Here is a 17,033-nt window from a genome sequence, read left to right as displayed (position 1 = left end):
ATAGCTCCCGCTACTTTCTATTCGCTAGCCTCACGCAGCGAAGCGCTGGGCTTCCCCGCCATAATAGTTGACGTAGCGTGCGCCGATCTCCTTGACCGGCATCACGACGAACACATCGACCGTCGAGAATTCGCGATCGATGACGCAGCCGTCGCCGATGCGGGCGCCGACGCGCAGATAGCCCTTGACCAGAGGCGGCATCGCGGCGATCGCCGCCTTGGCATTGACCGCCTCGATCGGCATCAGGTCCATCGAGCAGTAGCGCCCGGAGACCGCGCGCACGTCCCAGGCCGAATTTGTGCGGCAGTGGTGGGCGAGGTAGGTGAGCGCCTCGGCATGCGCCGCCGGCACGGTGCCGTGAAAAGAAGCGCAACCGGTCATCACACCGATTTCGTAATGGTTGATGTAGGCCCAGATGCCTTGCCACAACGCCTCGATGGTGCGTTTCGAGCGGTATTCCGGCAAGACGCAGGAGCGGCCGAGTTCCAGGAAACGCTGGCCGGGGTGACGGGCAATGAGCTTGGTCAGCTCGAATTCACCTTCGGAATAGAAACCGCCGGCCGTGGCCGCGATTTCTTGCCGCAGCAGCCTATATGTACCGACGATACGGCGATGTTCGGGACCGGAAAGCGTGGTGTCCAAAACCAGCAGATGGTCGCAGAGTGGATCGAACCGGTCGGCGTCACGGCGGTCATGGGCCTGGAACAGGTCCTTCCTGGCGCCAAGTTCGTCGTAGAACACCCGGTAGCGCACTTCCTGCGCGGCCGCGATCTCGGCCTCGTTGCGAGCGAGCCGCACTTCAAGATTGCCTATACGGCCCAGTGCCGCGCCCTTTATGACGGAATCGACGTTACGTCCGGCAAGCAAGGCGCTGCTGGCGTTCGGCCGAGTGTCACATTCCGGCATAACTGTATGCACGAGTGATTCTCCTTCGAGCCATCCCTCTTGGCACGGGGATACGGTGTAGGTGCAACAGGATTGTGACAGTACCGTGATACGACGTCGTGGGCAATACTTCGTCGGCTGGCGAATACGATCAACCGGCTACGTTTAAGTGATCGCCCGGTGCGGAACGGGCGGTGGAAAGCTCAGGCCGCGACGACCTGGCCCTCGACGGCATTGACCAGCGCCTCGGGGTCGAGCGGCTTGGTGACAAAGCCGCTGGCGCCATGGGCCAACACCGCATGGCGGGTCTTTTCCTGGCTGTCGGCCGACAGCACCATGATCGGCACCGGCCGCACGGCACTTTCTTCCTCATGGCGGCGGATGGCGGCAATCGCGTCCAGCCCGTCCATGACCGGCATGTGCAGATCCATCAAGACCACGTCGAAGCGGTCCTTGTGCGCGGCGCCGGTGACAGCCTCGACGGCCGCCTTGCCGTTGCCGACCACCCTGACGCGATGCCCGGCCTTCAGCAGCGTGGCGCGGGCCAGCATGGCATTGATGTCATTGTCCTCGGCGATCAGCACCGACAGGCCGCGCTGGCGGTTGCCGACGGCGCGCAGTGTCGGCGCGCCGCGCTTTTCCGGCTGCGGCGGGCCGAGGCTCGGAGCATGGCTGCTCAACAGTACACGCAAAAGTGTTCCGCCGCGCACCGGCCTGGCCAGGAAGGTTGCGTAGCCGCTGGCGCGGAACTCGCCAAGCATGCCGCGATCTGTCGGCGCGATCAGCGTGATCGCCTCACAGTCGGAGAAACCGCTCTGGCGCAGGCGCTTGAGCAGCCTTCCGTCGCCTTCCTCCATCGCTGCATCGACCAGGATCGCGTCGCAGCCGGCGGCGAAAGGCGCGGCCTGTGCGGCGGTGGTGGCGATGTCGACCGCGCCACCGTTGGCACGGATGGTGCGGGCGATGGCGTCGGCCTCGACGGCGTTCTTCGACAGGATCACCACGCGTCTGCCCGAGAGAGCATTCTGGCGGCCCTGCGGCGCTTCGGTGGCCGCTGTCGCAGGGACTTCGAAGACGAACTCGGATCCCTGGCCGAGCCGGCTGGATACCGAGATCGTGCCACCCATGGCGGCCACCAGGCGCCTGGAGATGGCAAGGCCGAGGCCGGCCCCGCCATGTGTGCGTGTCGACGTGCCGTCGGCCTGCTCGAACTCCTCGAAAATGCGCTCCAGGTCGGCATCATGCAGGCCCGGACCGGTATCGGCGATGGTAAAGCATATGCGGTCGCTGGTTTCGGTGCGTGCGCGTGCAATGCTCACCAGCACGCCGCCGCTGTCGGTGAACTTGATGGCGTTGCCGATGAGGTTGAGAAGCACCTGCCTGACCTTGCCTGGATCGGCGGTGATCAATTGCGGCACGTCGGGTTCGACATGACAACCCAGCCCGATATCCTTGGCGAAGGCGCGCGCCGCCAGCAATTCGATGATGTTGTCGGCGATCTCGCGCACCGACATCGGCTGCGGCTCCGGGTCGAAACGCCCGGCTTCGATCTTGGAATAGTCGAGAAGATCCTCGATCAGGGCAAGCAATGCGCTGGCTGAGGTCGAGACGGCGCCGACATAGGTCTGCTGCTCCGGCGACAGGCTGGTGTCGGCGAGCAACCTGGCCATGCCCATGATGCCGTTCATCGGGGTGCGGATTTCATGGCTGACGGTGGCGAGGAAACGCGATTTGGCCTGGCTGGCATATTCGGCCCGTTCGCGTGCGGTGATCAGCGAGGACTCGGCGCGTTTGCGGGCGGTGATGTCGCGGGCGATGGCGCGGTGCGAAACCGCGCCACTGTCCTTGTCGCGCACCGACAGTTCGATCCAGGAGAACCAGCGCTGCCCGCTCGGCGTGCTGATAGAGACATCGGTGGAACTCAGGCACTCATGGTCGGAAAAGGCGGCATCGGGAACCATGCCGACCTCGATGCCGAGTTCCGCCAGGGTCTTGCCGGCAAGATCGCGCTGGTCGATCTCGACGAGATCGGCGAAGACCTTGTTGGCATAGACGATGTAGCCGTCGCGGTCGCGATGGATGACGAGATCTCCAAGCGCGTCGATCAGGCCACGAAAGCGCTCATCGCTCTCCTGCATCTCCCACATGCGGTCGGCCAGCGTCTCGATCTCGGCGCGGCTGCGGGCCGTGGTTTCGTCAAGAAGGGCGGCGGTGCGATGTTCGCTCCGCCTGGCGCGCAGATGCATGGCAAGGCCGGCTAGGCCGGTTGCGAGCAATGCAACGCTGATGAACATCGGTGCCCCGGTCAGGTGCGCCAGCCCGGCCATCACCACGATGGCGACGAATGTCAGAAAGGACAGGCCTTCGCGCCTGGAGAATTCCGGCTCGGGCACCAGCGGCGGCGCGGCGACGAAGCGCCGCGTCGACGCCGGCGGGAGCACCGCATCGACATCGTCGCCAGTGTCCGCCTGTTGGCTGCCGGATTGCGCGATCATGCGAAATTCTTGCCAGACAGAGCTTATGGAAAATTGCGGCGGATCGTTCCAATTTTAGCGGATGAGCGCTTTTTGCCGAGGCGCGGCGGGTTTGCCACCAGATCTGGCGATTGCATCCGCCCTTCCGGCAGTTGGGCGGAGTCACATATCCACGACGACGCGGCCGCGGATCTTGCCCTCGACGATATCGCGCGCGGCATCGACGATGCCGTCGAACCCGATGGTGCTGGACAGGCTGGCGAGCTTCTGCAGATCGAGGTCGGTGCCGATGCGGCGCCATGCCTCGAGGCGGACTGCTTTCGGCGCCATCACTGAATCGATGCCGAGCAATGAGACACCGCGCAGGATGAAGGGCGCGACGCTGGCCGGCAGGTCCATGCCGCCGGCCAGGCCGCAGGCGGCGACCGCGCCGCCATAGGAGGTCATCGAGAGCACATTGGCCAGCGTGTGGCTGCCGACAGCGTCAATACCGCCGGCCCAGCGCTCCTTGGCCAGCGGCTTGGCCGGCTGGGCAAGCTCCTCGCGCGAGATCACCTCGGCGGCGCCAAGGTCCATCAGAAAGGGGCTTTCGGCATTGCGGCCGGTGGAAGCAATGACATGGTAGCCGAGGCTGGACAGGATGGAGACCGCGACCGAGCCGACGCCGCCGGCTGCCCCCGTCACCACCACCGGGCCGCGATCGGGCAGGATGCCGTGCCGCTCCAGTGCCATGACACAGAGCATGGCGGTATATCCTGCGGTGCCGACGGCCATCGCGTCATGCGGGCTGATGCCTTGCGGCAGCGGCACCAGCCAGTCGCCCTTGACGCGGGCACGGCCTGCATAGGCACCGAAATGGGTTTCGCCGACGCCCCAGCCATTCAGCACGACCTTGTCTCCGGCGCGCCAGTCGGGATGCGAGGACGAAATGACGGTGCCGGCGAAATCGATGCCCGGCACCAGCGGCCAGCGGCGGATCACCGGCGCCTTGCCTGTGATCGCCAAGCCATCCTTGTAGTTCACCGTCGTTGCCTCGACCGCGACGGTGACATCGCCTTCCATCAGGTCGGCCTCGGTGAGATCGGTCACGGCGACCGACTGCTTTTTCTCGGCGTCACGCGAAACGAGGATGGCTTTGAAGGTTTCGGACATGTCTTTCTCCGCGATCTTGACGACATGAACTGTGCGGCGATGGCCGCACGGGGTCAATCCTTGGAAGGACTGGCTTTGGGTTCGCGCCGCCAGCCGAACAGCTCGTCGAAGACGACCAGTGCCGCACCAACCGAAATGAAGGCGTCGGCAAGGTTGAAGACGGCGAAGGACCAGACCGGCGTGTGGAACAGGATGTAGTCGATGACGTGGCCGTAGACGGCGCGGTCGATCAGATTGCCGAGCGCGCCGCCGACGATCAGCGCAAAGCCGGTGCGGGCAAGGATCTGGGACGGCGCGATCCGCGTCGCCAGGAACAGCACGAAGGCAACGACGGCGAGCGAAATGACGATCAGCCCGGTGTCGCCGAAGGACGAGAACATCGAGAAGGCGATGCCGGTATTGTAGGTGCGAAACAGCGCCAGGAAGGGCAGCAGATCAACCTTCTCCTGAAAAGGCAGATCGGCCTCGACCAGGTATTTTATCCACTGGTCGAGCGCGATGGCCGCGACGACGAGCAATGCGTAGGGAGACCATGATCTCACGGGCAGGCAACCTTCATTGCTGGTCCAGGATTGACTCGAGCTTCAGCGCGCCGCGCCGGATCTCGAACAGCATGATGCCGGTGGCAACGGCCAGATTGAGCGAATCGGCACGGCCCGCTTGCGGAATCCTGAGCAGCCTGTCGCAACTCGCAGCCAGGCTTTCGGGCAGTCCCTGCTGCTCGTTGCCCATCATCAGCAGCACGGGCCCGCGGGAAAAATCGACCGAGCGGTAGTCGACGGCGCCTTTCAGGTGGGTTCCGGCGACGAGGCCTGAAAACCCGCCTCGCCAGGCGAGGAAAGCCTCGGTTGTCGCCTTCGCCACCGGCACGGCAAAGATCGAACCCATGGTGGCACGCACCGTCTCCACGGAGAATGGATCAGTGGTATCGCCGACCAGGATGACGCCTTTGGCGCCGACGGCATCGACGGTGCGGATGACGGTGCCGAGATTGCCGGGGTCGCGCACCCGGTCGAGCGCCACCCAGACGTCGCCATTGTCAGCGCGGACATCTTTCAGGGCGAGGAATTTTTGCGAAAAGACGCCGACCACCATTTGCGGGTTGTCGCGACGGGTGATGGCGACCAGCACCTTCTCCGACACTTCGAGCACCATGCCGCCTGCCGCAACCGTGCGTGCGGCCACCTTCTCCACGGCAGCGTTGCCGCGCCCGGCCTTGGCGAAAACCAATGTCCTGATCTGCCAGCCGAGATCGAGCGCATCGATGACCAGCTTCAATCCCTCGGCCATGAAGGCGTTCTGCTGGTCGCGGAATTTCTTCTGAGCGAGCGCCTTGATGTCCTTGACCAGCGGATTGGCGAGGCTGGTGACCTCCTTCACCTGGCCGGGTGCGCCTGCATGCCGCTCGTTCATTCAGCCACCCAACGCGAAAACAATGAGGTCGATAGCGCCCGGCCGGCGGACTTTTCGCGGATGATCAGCTCACCCGATTCAACCTTGCCGCCCATACCGGCAAAGGTATCGCGCATCAGGGCGTGGATGGCGAAGAAGGAGGCGCGGATCGAGTAGGCGGTCAGCACCACGGCGAGCGGCTTCGGCGTCAGGATCGCCCGGCAGAGGTCGGTCAAATCCGGCAGGTCCTCGAACAATTGCCAGACCTCGCCCTTGGGGCCACGGCCATAGGCCGGCGGGTCGAACAGAATGATATCGTAGCGGCTGCCGCGGCGCTCCTCGCGCTCGGCGAATTTCACCGCGTCGTCGACGATCCAGCGGATCGGCTTGCTGCCGAGGCCGGCCATCTCCTGGTTTTCGCGGGCCCAGCCGATCGCCTTCTTCGAGGCATCGACATGGGTGACCTCGGCACCGGCGCGAGCCGCCACCAAGGAAGCGAGACCGGTATAGCCGAACAGGTTCAGAACCTTGACCGGCCGCTTCGCCGCCGCGATCAGCCCGGCCATGTGGTCCCAGTGGGAGGCCTGCTCGGGAAAGACGCCGACATGACGAAACGAGGTGAAACGGCCGAGATAGTCGATGCCGTCATGCTTCATCGGCCAGGTCTCGCCGAGCGGCAGCTTCGGGAAACGCCAGCGGCCGATCCCCTCCTCGTCGGTGTCTCCGGTGAAGACGGCGTCGGCGCGCTCCCATTCCTTTGCCGGCAATGCCTTTTGCCAGATCGCCTGACCCTCTGGCCGCACGATCCGGTAGGGGCCATATTGTTCGAGCTTCTGGCCGGTGCCGCTGTCGAGCAGCGCATAATCGGCATTGGGCGCCACTTCCAGGATCACGGGAAGATGTTCGGCGGGCAGAGCGCCTTCGCGGCGGGCCAGGATGCGCGGCGCCGAGTTCGGTTCGGAACGATTTTCCGTCTTCGCCTCATGGCGCTCGCGCGGTGGCGCTTCCGGTCTGGCAGGAGCCTGGCCGGGACGCGGGCGTGACACGTCCGCCGCACTCTTGGCGGATGGATGTGGACGGTTGTCGCGGCGTTTGTCGCGAAAAGACTTCAAGCGGGGGCAACTCCGAACGGCGTGGCCGCTTTTGACATAGGGCAACCGGCTTCGCAACCAAGTCCGACAGGTCGGCCTCTCCGGTTTATGTCTGCCGGCGATGGACCAATGTCAAAGAAACAGGCAAATCTGCTCGATGTCCCGCTCCGAACGCCTGCTCGACCTCATACAGTGCTTGCGCCGGCATCGCCGGCCGGTGAGCGGGCACATGCTTGCCGACGAGACGGGCGTTTCGATCCGCACGCTCTACCGCGACATCGCCACGCTGCAGGGCCAGGGCGCGCCGATCGAAGGTGAGGCGGGGTTGGGGTATGTGCTCAAGCCCGGCTTCATGCTGCCGCCGCTGATGTTCAGCGACGAGGAGATCGAAGCCATTGTGCTCGGCTCGCGCTGGGTCGCCAGGCAGCCGGACCAGCGTCTCTCGGCCGCCGCCGCCAACGCGTTGGCCAAGATCGCAGCCGTGCTGCCCGACGATCTGCGCGAGGATCTTGACGCGAGCACACTGCTGGTCGGGCCTCCTGCCGCGGCCACCGAGGGCATCGATCTTGGTCTGGTGCGGCAGGCCATCCGCAACGAGCGCAAGCTCGGCTTTCTCTACCGCGATGCCGGCGGGGCCGTGTCCCAGCGCGTCGTCTGGCCATTTGCGCTGGGCTTCTTCGACAAGGTGCGGGTGGTGGTGGCGTGGTGCGAGATGCGGCAGGATTTCCGGCATTTTCGCGCCGATCGCATCGCCGAACTCCAAGCAATGGACACGCGCTATCCGCGTCGTCGCCAGGCGCTGCTCAAGGAATGGCGAACGACGCTCGACAAGCCGCGTGGTTCGCGATGACTGCTGCCATATTCTGACAGTAGCCTATCGTATGTTCGTCAAGTCGAAACACCGAACCTTGGAGAGCAGATATGGCCACCCCGAATTTCGTCATCCTCTATGTCGACCAGCCGCAGCAGAGCGGTGCCTTCTACAGCGCGCTGCTCGGTCGTGAGCCGGTCGAAAGTTCGCCGACCTTCGTGCTGTTCGTGCTCGATGCCGGCTTCAAGCTCGGCCTGTGGTCGCGCCATACGGTGGAGCCGGCAGCCGCCACGTCAGGCGGTGGCGCCGAAATCGTGTTTGCGCTGGATACGCCCGATGCGGTCGATGCCGCCCATGCCGACTGGTCCGGGCGCGGGCTGAAGATCCTGCAGACGCCGACCGACATGGATTTCGGCCGTACTTTTGTCGCGCTCGATCCCGATAATCATCGCCTGCGCGTCTACTGGCTGTCCGACGGGGAACAGGCCAATGGGGAACAGAAATGAGCGCGTATTGGATAGCGGTGGCGTCGGCCGAGCATGTCCGGCGTGGTCGCACAGCCGGCTTCATGCAGGTCAACCACGGCAAGGCGGCACCGCTGCGTCGCGTCAAGCCGGGTGATGGCGTCGTCTACTATTCGCCGACCACTGTTTTGGGCGACAAAGACGGCCTGCAGGCTTTCACGGCGATAGGCATCGTGCGGGAAGGCGAGCCTTATCAGGGCGATATGGGCGCCGGCTTCACGCCGTTCCGCCGCGATGTGGCATGGGCCAAGGCCGAGGAAGCGCCGATCAAGCCGCTGCTCGACAGGCTGGACTTCACCGCGGCCAAGTCGAACTGGGGTTATCAGCTTCGCTTTGGCCTTTTTGAAATCGGGGATCACGATTTTCGTGTGATCGCCGAGGCGATGGGCGCCGAAATGGGTGCAACGGTAAACTAGGCCGTGAGCGCCTTGTAGACGGCAATGCCGGCGGCAAGATCCTCGAGTGCCGCTCCGACCGACTTGAACAGCGTGATCTCACCGGCGCTCTCGCGGCCCTTCTTCCGGCCGCGCGCCAATTCGTGCAGATCGGCGACGATGGCTTCCGGTTTCAGCACGCCGGAGGCCAGCGGTTGGACGATGTCGCCGGCTTCCTTGGTGGCGCCGGCGCGGGTGTCGACATAGACGCGGGCAAGCCTGATCGCATCGTCATCGCTCTCGCGCATCGTCGGCGTAAAGCCGCCGACCAGGTCGACATGGGTTCCCGGCCGCAACAATGCGCCCTTGATCAACGGCGTGGTCGTGATCGTCGCCGAGGAGACGATGTCGGCCTGCCCAAGCTCCGTATCGAGATCGCTTGCCGCACTGGCCGCGAAGCCCTGGGCGCACAGATCGGCCGCGACTTTCTCGGCATTGGCCGGGGTGCGGTTCCAGATGCGGATGGTCTTGATGGGCCGCACGGCCGAGTGCGCCTTGGCGAGGAAGGGCGACAGCGCGCCGGCGCCGACCACAAGCAGCCGCGAGGCATCGTCGCGGGCGAGATAGGAGGCCGCAAGCGCCGAAGCACAGGCGGTGCGCCATTGTGTCAGCCGCTGGCCGTCGATCAGGGCCTCGGGTTCGCCGGTGGCGCCGTTGAGCAGAAGATAGAGCCCCATCACCGCGGGCTTGCCGATGGCATTGTTGTCGGGCGACACGGTGACGATCTTGACGCCGACGTGACCGCCGGCCGACGTGCCGGCCGCGTTGAGATCGGTCCAGGCCGGCATCAAAAGCAGTGTGGAGGCGGCACCATCGGGCCGCTCGATCGTATGATGATGCCTGACCGGCTGCACCGCACCGTCGCGAAACGCCATGCGCAGCGTCTCGACCAGTCCGGGAAAGGTCAGCGCATGGTCGACCTCTGCGGCCGAAATGGTCAGCATGAAAAACTCCGTGAGGACAAAACCGCCGATTGGCGGCTCAAGCGGTCGGCTTCGGCAATGCTGCCCCTTGGGCGGACCCCGGTGCCTGGCTTTGTGATACCGCCGGCGCACGGCTGACCGCCTGGCGCAGGTTCTCGGCTTCGACGCCGCGCTGGCGCGCCAGCTTGCGATAGCGACCCTGTTTGACCCACGTAGCCAGACTGCCGACGATCATGCCGATGGCGAGCGCCAGGAACAGGAAGATGAACAGCGGCAAAGTCAGGGTCAGCTTCGGATTGCCGGGGTTGAACGGGTCCAGCGTGAAGGCGACCAGTTCGCGGTTGGCGACAGCGAGTGCGATCAGGATGATCGCCAGGGGCACGAAGATCGCGATGAGGATGAAGCGATTGAACATGATGTTTTCCGTCGGAAGCTGGCCTGTCCGAAAGGCCGTCAGGCGCTGACGTCGCGCCTACTTGCCGCCGTTCAGCCTTTCACGCAGTTCCTTGCCGGTCTTGAAGAACGGCACCCATTTCTCCTCGACCTCGACGGATTCGCCGGTGCGCGGATTGCGTCCGGTGCGCGCGGGACGATTTTTCACCGAAAAAGCGCCGAAGCCACGCAACTCGACCCGGTTGCCTTCGGCAAGGGCGTCGGTGATTTCATCAAAGATCGCGCCGACGATGTTTTCGACGTCGCGCAGGAAAAGATGCGGATTGCGCGTGGCAATAATCTGCACAAGTTCGGACTTGATCATGAGACGGGTCCCCGTGAAAGCAGTGCGGTCAAAATTATGAGGATGATTTTATTTGCTTTTTTCACTTGCCCCAAACGGCTTCTCAAGGGTGCCAGACGGAAACGAGACCGTCAAGAAACAAGCGGTCGGCTCCGAGTTCATGGATGACGTCGCTGCTGTAGGCGGGCAGGCCGAGCGCACTGCCGATCGTTTGCGCCATCGCTTTCGAGAACAGGAAGCCGCTGCGCCGTTCGGTATCCTTCCACTCGACGACCTTGAGCTTGGCATCGACGCCCTTGGTCGCCAGCCAGTCGACCGCCACGGTCTCGCCACCGACGGCGTCGATCAGCCCGTTGGCAACGCCCTGGCGACCGGTGAATATCGAGCCGTCGGCAAGCACCAGCGCTTGTTCGCGGCTCATCTTGCGGCGTTCGGCGACGATGTCGACGAACCAGTTGTAACTGTCGAGGATGAGCTTGCGAACCATGGCGCGCTCGTCGTCATTGGTCGGCTTGAAGGGAGAGGGCGCGGCTTTCAGCGGCGAGGATTTCACCTCCTCCAGCTTGACGCCGAGTTTGTCCATCAGGCCGCTGACGTCGGGATACTGGATCAGCACGCCGATCGAGCCGACGATCGAGGTCTTGCGGGCAACGATGTGATCTGCGGCACTGGCGATCATATAGCCCGCCGATGCGGCGAGCGTGCCGACTTCCGCCACCACCGGCTTGTCGGCGGCCAGCTTGCGCACTTCTTCATAGATCGATTCACCGCCAACGGTGGTGCCGCCAGGCGAATCGATCGACAGGATCACGCCTTTCACCTTCGATGAAAGACGGATGGTTTCCAGCCGCTTGATCAGTTCCTCGTCCTCGGTGATCGTGCCTTCGATCTTGACCTTGGCAATATGGTCGACCGTCGAGCCGCCGAAATCGTCGCCATAGAACCAGGTTGAAAGCGCAATCACCCCAAGGGCTATGATGCCTATGGCGACGACGCGCCAGAATGTCAGCTTGCGCCGCAAACGGCGGCGGTCGATCAGGTCGTCGGCTCTCAGTGCCATGGTCAGCCTTTCAGTCGGCGGGAGGAGACGCTTTTAGACCATGATCCTCCCATCTGGAAGCAGTTCTCTTTTGCGCATGGCGAGACAAGTCGGCGCCTGGACGTGAGGTGGCTATCCGCGTCGGCAGTCGACGGGGCCGGGTCGGGCCCTCTCCAGGCGTCGGTCTGCTCACATATTCGTGCAATCGCCACCAGGTCGGGCGACGAGACCGATGGCTGATAAATTTTACGCCGCGTGTCTGTTTCTGCTATGGAGAACACGCAGTTGTGCGGACTTCGTTTTCGTCTGTACAAAGGCGGCTGTCACATTTTTGCAGTTTTCGTGGGCTTGTGCTTGCTTGAAAGCGCCGGCGTCCCACCTATAGGCGGTGCCCAAGGGCGGGCAGGGTTAGAAGAAAGCAGTGAATGTTAGCGCGACCGATTGAACCGACCGACGCCGAGGCGGTGTTGGCTCCCCCGGCGGACGGCCGGACGCGCGGCGATGCTTTCGACCGTGCACAGCGTCATTCGCGCCGCGTGCGCGTTCTCAAATTTGCCGTGCCGGTGGCCGCAGCACTGATAGCGGTCGCTTTCCCGGTCTATTCCTATCTCGCCGCACCCGTCTCGGTGAAGATTCAGGCGGAAGGCACTGCCTTTTCCAACGGCAAGCTGGTGATGGCCAATCCCAAGCTCAACGGTTTCACCAAGCAGAAGCAGCCTTATTCGATGACGGCGCTGCGTGCCATTCAGGATGTCAGCACGCAAGGTATCATCGAGCTGGAAGGCATCGACGCCAAGGTGCCGATCGCGTCCGACAATGTGGCGGCGGTCAAGGCCTCGCACGGCACCTACGATCGCGACGGCAATACGATGAACCTGACCAGCGACGTGACGATCACCACGACCGACGGCATGCAGGCCAAGTTCAAATCGGTCTTCCTCGACATGGGCAAAGGCACTATGAAGACAGGAGATCCCGTCGATGTCAGCCGTGGCGGGTCGCGGATCACGGCGGATACGATGTCGGTCCAGGACAATGGCAAGATTCTGGTTTTCGAGAACAAAGTGCGCGTCAACATCGATTCCGCCGCCCTGAAGGCGGCACAGGGAAACAGCGGAGAAACCAATGCGGCTCAGTAGTTCGACGCGGCTCGCGGCTGCAACTTCAGCGTTGCTGCTGCTCGGACTCGTGCCGTCATGGGCGCAGACGACCAGTCAATCAGGCCTCAAACTGTCCGGCGACAAGCCGATCCAGATCGAGAGCGACAAGCTGGAAGTCCGCCAGGCCGACAGTGTCGCCATCTTCACGGGCAATGTCAGCGTCGTCCAGGGGCCGACATTGATGAAGGCCGGCAAGATGACGGTCTACTACGTCAAGGACCCCAACGCCGCTGCCAAGGGCACGGAGGCCGCGGGTGCGGCGATGACGGGCTCGGCCAACATCGACCACCTGGAGATCTCCGACAAGGTCTATATCAAGTCGGATGCGCAGATCGCGACCGGCGATCAAGGCAGCTTCGATATGAAGAGCCAGGTGCTGGTGCTTTCGGGCAAAAAGGTCGTTCTGTCGCAAAACGACAACGTTCTGGTGGGCTGCAAACTTACCGTGCAGATGAAAAGCGGGCTGGCTCAGGTGGATCCATGCGCTGGGCAACGTGTCCAGATGTCGATCACGCCGCCGCCGAAATCGGGAGCGACGAACCCCTGATGGCCAGCCTGTCGTCGCTGACGGCGCGTCTTCCGGGACGGGCCGCCGGCAAGCTTTCGGCGCCGGCCACGGTGACCGTCGATGCGGGAAAGTTCAAGGGAACCCTGATCGCCAAGGGGCTGACCAAGAGCTACAAGGGCCGCAAGGTCGTCAGCGGCGTCACCATCGGCGTGCGCGCCGGAGAGGCAGTTGGACTGCTCGGCCCCAACGGCGCCGGCAAAACGACCTGTTTCTATATGGTTACCGGCCTGGTGCCGGTGGATGAAGGCACGATCGAGATCGACGGCTTCGATGTCACGTCGATGCCGATGTACCGTCGTGCACGCCTCGGCATCGGCTATCTGCCGCAGGAAGCATCGATCTTCCGCGGCCTCAATGTCGAGCAGAATATCCGCGCCGTGCTGGAAGTGGTCGAAAAGGACCGCAAGGTGCGCGAGCGCAATCTCGACGAACTGCTCGAGGAATTCCACATCAGCCATCTGCGCAAGGCGCCATCCATGTCGCTTTCGGGCGGCGAGCGGCGACGCTTGGAAATCGCGCGAGCGCTGGCGACGCGTCCGGCCTACATGCTGCTCGACGAGCCTTTCGCCGGCATCGATCCGATCGCCGTCGCGGATATTCAACAACTGGTGCGCCACCTCACGGCGCGCGGCATCGGCGTCCTCATCACCGATCACAATGTGCGCGAAACGCTCGGCCTCATCGACCGCGCCTACATCATCCATGCCGGCCAGGTGCTGACCCATGGAAGGGCCGACGAAGTGGTGGCAAACCCGGATGTGCGGCGACTTTACCTCGGCGAGGGTTTCACCCTCTGAGCGTGAAATTTGTTTCCTGACACGATTTTTGCGGTTCGCGCGGCGCTTTTTCCTCGATTTTGCTCCGAGATAACGCTCCGGTAAGCGAGTTTTGCTACCAATTGCCTTGACAAGCAAAAGCCGGGCCAGTTTCTATGGCCGGCTGCAAAATTCCTTTCCGGAAGTCCGGATGCGTAGACGAGGCGTTTGAAACCGAACCATGGCGTTGGCGGCCAAACTACAGCTACGACAATCGCAGTCGCTGGTGATGACGCCGCAACTGATGCAGTCGATTCGGCTGCTGCAGTTCACCCATGTCGAACTCGAGCATTTCATCGACGAGGAAATCGAGCGCAATCCGCTGCTGGAGCGCGCCGAGCCGCAGGACGATGCCGCCAGCGACCAGGCGCAGAAGATCGAGGCGGAGCCGCAAGCCGCCCGCGAAGGCGACTGGTTCGAAAACGAGACGCAGTGGAGCGCGGAGGCGATCTCGGACAAGCTCGACACGTCGCTGGAAAACCTGTTTCCCGACGACCCGGGCACCAGCGAGCGGCTCGGTCCCGACCTGACGGCGCAATGGAAATCGGCTTCCGGCAATGGCGCGGGTTCCTCATCCGAGTGGTTTGACGCCGGCGACATGGCGACTGCTGCGATCACGCTGCGCGACCATGTCGGTGAACAGGTAGCGCTAGCCTTCGCCGATCCGGCTGCACGTCTGATCGCCGCCGACCTCGCCGACGGCCTTGACGAGACCGGCTATCTGCGTGCCGATCTGGCCGAGATCGCCGCTCGTCTCGGTGCGGATGCCGCCGCCGTGGCGAAGGTGCTGGCGGTGTGTCAGACCTTCGAGCCGGCCGGCCTGTTTGCCCGCGACCTGGCCGAATGCCTGTCGCTGCAGCTTGCCGTGCGGAGCCGGCTCGATCCGGCGATGAAGGCGCTGGTCGCCAATCTCGAACTCCTGGCACGGCGCGATTTTCACGCATTGAAACGGATCTGCGGTGTCGACGAGGAGGATCTGCTCGACATGCTGGCCGAAATCCGGGCGCTCGATCCCCGGCCGGGCATGGCGTTTTCGGGCGGCGCCAGCGACGCGATCGTCGCCGATGTGGAGGTGCGCGCGGCCAATGACGGCAGCTGGACGGTCGAACTCAATGCCGAAACGCTGCCGCGGGTGTTGGTCGACCATATCTATTTCGCCCAGGTCTCTCCGCAGGCCAAGAACCAGGCGGAAAGGGATTTTCTGGCCGAATGCCTGCAGAACGCCAACTGGCTGACGCGCAGCCTCGACCAGCGGGCAAAGACCATCCTCAAGGTCGCCTCGGAAATCGTTCGCCAGCAGGACGCCTTCCTCGTCCATGGCGTGCGGCAGCTGAAGCCGCTCAATCTGCGCACTGTGGCCGACGCCATCGGCATGCACGAATCGACCGTCAGCCGGGTCACAGCCAATAAATACATGCTGACGCCGCGCGGCGTGTTCGAGCTTCGCTACTTCTTCACCGCCTCGATCGCCGCATCGGGCGGCGGCGATGCGCACTCCTCGGAAGCCGTGCGTGACCGCATCAAGCAGTTGATCGACGAGGAGAAGCCCGTCGACGTGCTTTCCGACGATGCAATCGTCGACATGTTGCGCGAAAGTGGCGTCGACATTGCAAGGCGTACGGTCGCCAAGTACCGGGAAGGCATGAATATCCCCTCCTCGGTGCAGCGCCGGCGCGAGAAACGTGCGATGGCCAGCGCCGGGCGCTGAGGCGGGTCGATTTTCCACAAGCCAGCACTTCATTGACAAGCCGCGGTGAACTGGCTAGAAGCCCGCCCGCATGAGACGGGCTAGATGCCCGCATGCGGATGGTCCGTCACGACGTTGGCCTCGGGACGGTCAAAGGGCGGCTTGTGATCAACCGGAAAGTCTGGATTTAAAATCGGCGCAAGTGACGCCGCAAAGCTTGTGCGCACGGATCACGAGTATAAACTCGGGCCAGTTTGAAGCCTGAGCAAGGAAGGTCAGTTTTCAGATGAATCTGCGCATATCGGGAAAACACATGGACATCGGCGATGCGTTTCGGACACGCATCAACGATCGTGTCGGCGAAGCGATCGGCAAATATTTCGATCGCGGCTTTGCCGGACATGTCACGGTCATCAAATCGGGTTCGCGCTATTCGGCGGATTGCATGATCCGGCTGGATTCCGGCGCTTCGCTGCAGGCCACCGGCGATGCCCAGGATCCGACGCTTGCCTTCGAGGCGGCGGCGGACCGTCTGGAAACCCGCCTGAGGCGCTACAAGCGCCGGCTGAAATCGCACAATTCGGGCGCCGCCAACGGCCAACCGACCGACATAGCCTACACGGTGATGGCGCCGCTTGCCGATGACGACGAGGACATTCCGGAGAATTTCGCGCCGGCCATCGTCGCCGAATCAACCATGACGCTGAAGACCATGTCGGTGGCGTCGGCGGTCATCGAGCTCGACACCAAGGACAGCCCGGTCTTCGTCTTCCGCAACGCGGGAACCGACCATCTCAACATCGTCTATCGCCGACCCGATGGAAATATCGGTTGGATCGACCCGTCGACGACCAAGGTCGCACAAGCGTGACGACAACGGTCGCACGGTGACGACAAGGGTCGCACGGTGACGACGAGGTCGCACTGGGATAAGAGCCGGCCGCACGAGGGGTGAGGACTGGTGACGGCAGGCGAACAAGGGATTTTCAAGCATGGATCTGAGCGATCTTATCAACGTTCCGGCGATATTGCCGGCGTTGAAGGCGAACTCCAAGAAGCAGCTGCTGCAATTGCTGTCCGAACGGGCGGCGGCGATTTCCGGCATTCCGGAGCGGGAGGTGTTCGACACCATCCTGCAGCGTGAGCGGCTGGGTTCGACCGGCGTCGGCAACGGCATCGCCATCCCGCACGGCAAGCTGGCCGGCGTGAAGCGCATCGCAGGTGTTTTCGCCCGGCTGGAGACGCCTGTCGATTTCGAATCGCTGGACGATCAGCCCGTCGATCTGGTGTTTCTGCTGCTGGCGCCGGAAGGGGCGGGTGCCGATCACCTCAAGGCACTGTC

At 63.4% G+C, this 17,033-nt stretch carries 19 protein-coding genes; 9 read left to right on the top strand and 10 right to left on the bottom strand.

The window, feature by feature from the left end; genetic code table 11:
- Positions 1-30 precede the first annotated feature (30 nt).
- The 6 genes from EN949_RS11085 to EN949_RS11060 all read right to left on the bottom strand — a co-directional run bounded on the left by EN949_RS11085 (position 31) and on the right by EN949_RS11060 (position 7,015).
- A complete protein-coding gene (locus EN949_RS11085; protein WP_023812526.1) occupies positions 31-906 on the bottom strand; it encodes a GNAT family N-acetyltransferase in 876 nt (291 codons plus the stop codon).
- 182 nt (positions 907-1,088) lie between these two features.
- Positions 1,089-3,380, bottom strand: coding sequence for a PAS domain-containing hybrid sensor histidine kinase/response regulator (locus tag EN949_RS11080; RefSeq protein ID WP_027161326.1), 2,292 nt, complete (start codon positions 3,378-3,380; stop codon positions 1,089-1,091).
- 141 nt (positions 3,381-3,521) lie between these two features.
- Entirely contained in the window at positions 3,522-4,511 is a 990-nt protein-coding gene (locus EN949_RS11075; protein ID WP_024502831.1) for an MDR family oxidoreductase, read from the bottom strand.
- Positions 4,512-4,564: 53 nt separating this feature from the next.
- A complete protein-coding gene (gene lspA, locus EN949_RS11070; protein WP_063169013.1) occupies positions 4,565-5,053 on the bottom strand; it encodes a signal peptidase II in 489 nt (162 codons plus the stop codon).
- Between the two features lie 13 nt (positions 5,054-5,066).
- Positions 5,067-5,924 carry an RNA methyltransferase gene (locus EN949_RS11065; protein WP_063169012.1) on the bottom strand — a complete coding sequence of 286 codons (858 nt, stop codon included), beginning with the start codon at positions 5,922-5,924 and terminating at the stop codon, positions 5,067-5,069.
- Positions 5,921-7,015, bottom strand: a complete 1,095-nt coding sequence (locus EN949_RS11060; protein WP_063169011.1) for a class I SAM-dependent rRNA methyltransferase — start codon at positions 7,013-7,015, stop codon at positions 5,921-5,923. Before EN949_RS11060 ends, EN949_RS11065 begins: the two co-directional genes overlap by 4 nt.
- 136 nt (positions 7,016-7,151) lie before the next feature.
- Between EN949_RS11060 and EN949_RS11055 the strand changes: the two genes are divergently transcribed.
- From EN949_RS11055 to EN949_RS11045, 3 genes are all read left to right on the top strand, one after another.
- Positions 7,152-7,844 carry a YafY family protein gene (locus EN949_RS11055; RefSeq protein ID WP_063169010.1) on the top strand — a complete coding sequence of 231 codons (693 nt, stop codon included), beginning with the start codon at positions 7,152-7,154 and terminating at the stop codon, positions 7,842-7,844.
- Between the two features lie 71 nt (positions 7,845-7,915).
- Positions 7,916-8,311, top strand: a complete 396-nt coding sequence (locus tag EN949_RS11050) for a VOC family protein (protein ID WP_013529579.1) — start codon at positions 7,916-7,918, stop codon at positions 8,309-8,311.
- Complete coding sequence (locus EN949_RS11045) at positions 8,308-8,745, top strand: EVE domain-containing protein (RefSeq protein ID WP_063169009.1); 438 nt, start codon at positions 8,308-8,310, stop codon at positions 8,743-8,745. Before EN949_RS11050 ends, EN949_RS11045 begins: the two co-directional genes overlap by 4 nt.
- Here EN949_RS11045 and EN949_RS11040 read toward each other — a convergent pair.
- From EN949_RS11040 to sppA, 4 genes are all read right to left on the bottom strand, one after another.
- Entirely contained in the window at positions 8,742-9,707 is a 966-nt protein-coding gene (locus EN949_RS11040; protein ID WP_063169008.1) for an ornithine cyclodeaminase family protein, read from the bottom strand. The genes EN949_RS11045 and EN949_RS11040 overlap by 4 nt on opposite strands.
- 37 nt (positions 9,708-9,744) lie before the next feature.
- The gene (locus tag EN949_RS11035) at positions 9,745-10,101 is read right to left on the bottom strand and encodes a DUF1049 domain-containing protein (RefSeq protein ID WP_024502826.1); all 357 of its coding nucleotides are present in this window, start codon (positions 10,099-10,101) and stop codon (positions 9,745-9,747) included.
- Between the two features lie 57 nt (positions 10,102-10,158).
- Complete coding sequence (locus EN949_RS11030) at positions 10,159-10,443, bottom strand: integration host factor subunit beta (protein WP_006200394.1); 285 nt, start codon at positions 10,441-10,443, stop codon at positions 10,159-10,161.
- 82 nt (positions 10,444-10,525) lie between these two features.
- Positions 10,526-11,482, bottom strand: a complete 957-nt coding sequence (sppA, locus tag EN949_RS11025; RefSeq protein ID WP_027161328.1) for a signal peptide peptidase SppA — start codon at positions 11,480-11,482, stop codon at positions 10,526-10,528.
- Positions 11,483-11,886: 404 nt separating this feature from the next.
- Here sppA and lptC point away from each other — a divergent pair, with 404 nt between their 5' ends.
- The 6 genes from lptC to EN949_RS10995 form a co-directional block, all read left to right on the top strand.
- Positions 11,887-12,600: an LPS export ABC transporter periplasmic protein LptC gene (gene lptC / locus EN949_RS11020; protein WP_013529584.1), complete on the top strand. Its 714-nt coding sequence runs from the start codon at positions 11,887-11,889 to the stop codon at positions 12,598-12,600.
- Positions 12,587-13,168 (top strand): LptA/OstA family protein, encoded by a 582-nt coding sequence (locus EN949_RS11015; RefSeq protein ID WP_013529585.1) that lies wholly within the window; start codon positions 12,587-12,589, stop codon positions 13,166-13,168. Before lptC ends, EN949_RS11015 begins: the two co-directional genes overlap by 14 nt.
- Positions 13,168-13,986, top strand: coding sequence for an LPS export ABC transporter ATP-binding protein (gene lptB, locus EN949_RS11010; protein ID WP_013529586.1), 819 nt, complete (start codon positions 13,168-13,170; stop codon positions 13,984-13,986). The genes EN949_RS11015 and lptB overlap by 1 nt, the downstream gene beginning before the upstream one ends.
- Before the next feature lie 199 nt (positions 13,987-14,185).
- Entirely contained in the window at positions 14,186-15,712 is a 1,527-nt protein-coding gene (rpoN, locus tag EN949_RS11005; protein ID WP_063169007.1) for an RNA polymerase factor sigma-54, read from the top strand.
- Positions 15,713-15,977: 265 nt separating this feature from the next.
- Positions 15,978-16,562, top strand: a complete 585-nt coding sequence (gene raiA / locus EN949_RS11000; RefSeq protein WP_013529588.1) for a ribosome-associated translation inhibitor RaiA — start codon at positions 15,978-15,980, stop codon at positions 16,560-16,562.
- A gap of 121 nt (positions 16,563-16,683) precedes the next feature.
- Positions 16,684-17,033: PTS sugar transporter subunit IIA (locus tag EN949_RS10995; RefSeq protein WP_127371686.1), on the top strand; the 350-nt coding region annotated here is incomplete at its 3' end.

Origin of the sequence: Mesorhizobium sp. M7A.F.Ca.US.007.01.2.1 (assembly GCF_003998165.1) — a bacterium.
In the GTDB taxonomy this organism is placed as follows: domain Bacteria; phylum Pseudomonadota; class Alphaproteobacteria; order Rhizobiales; family Rhizobiaceae; genus Mesorhizobium; species Mesorhizobium ciceri.
Note: the sequence above shows the minus strand (reverse complement) of the source record. Positions and strands in the feature narration are given on the sequence as shown.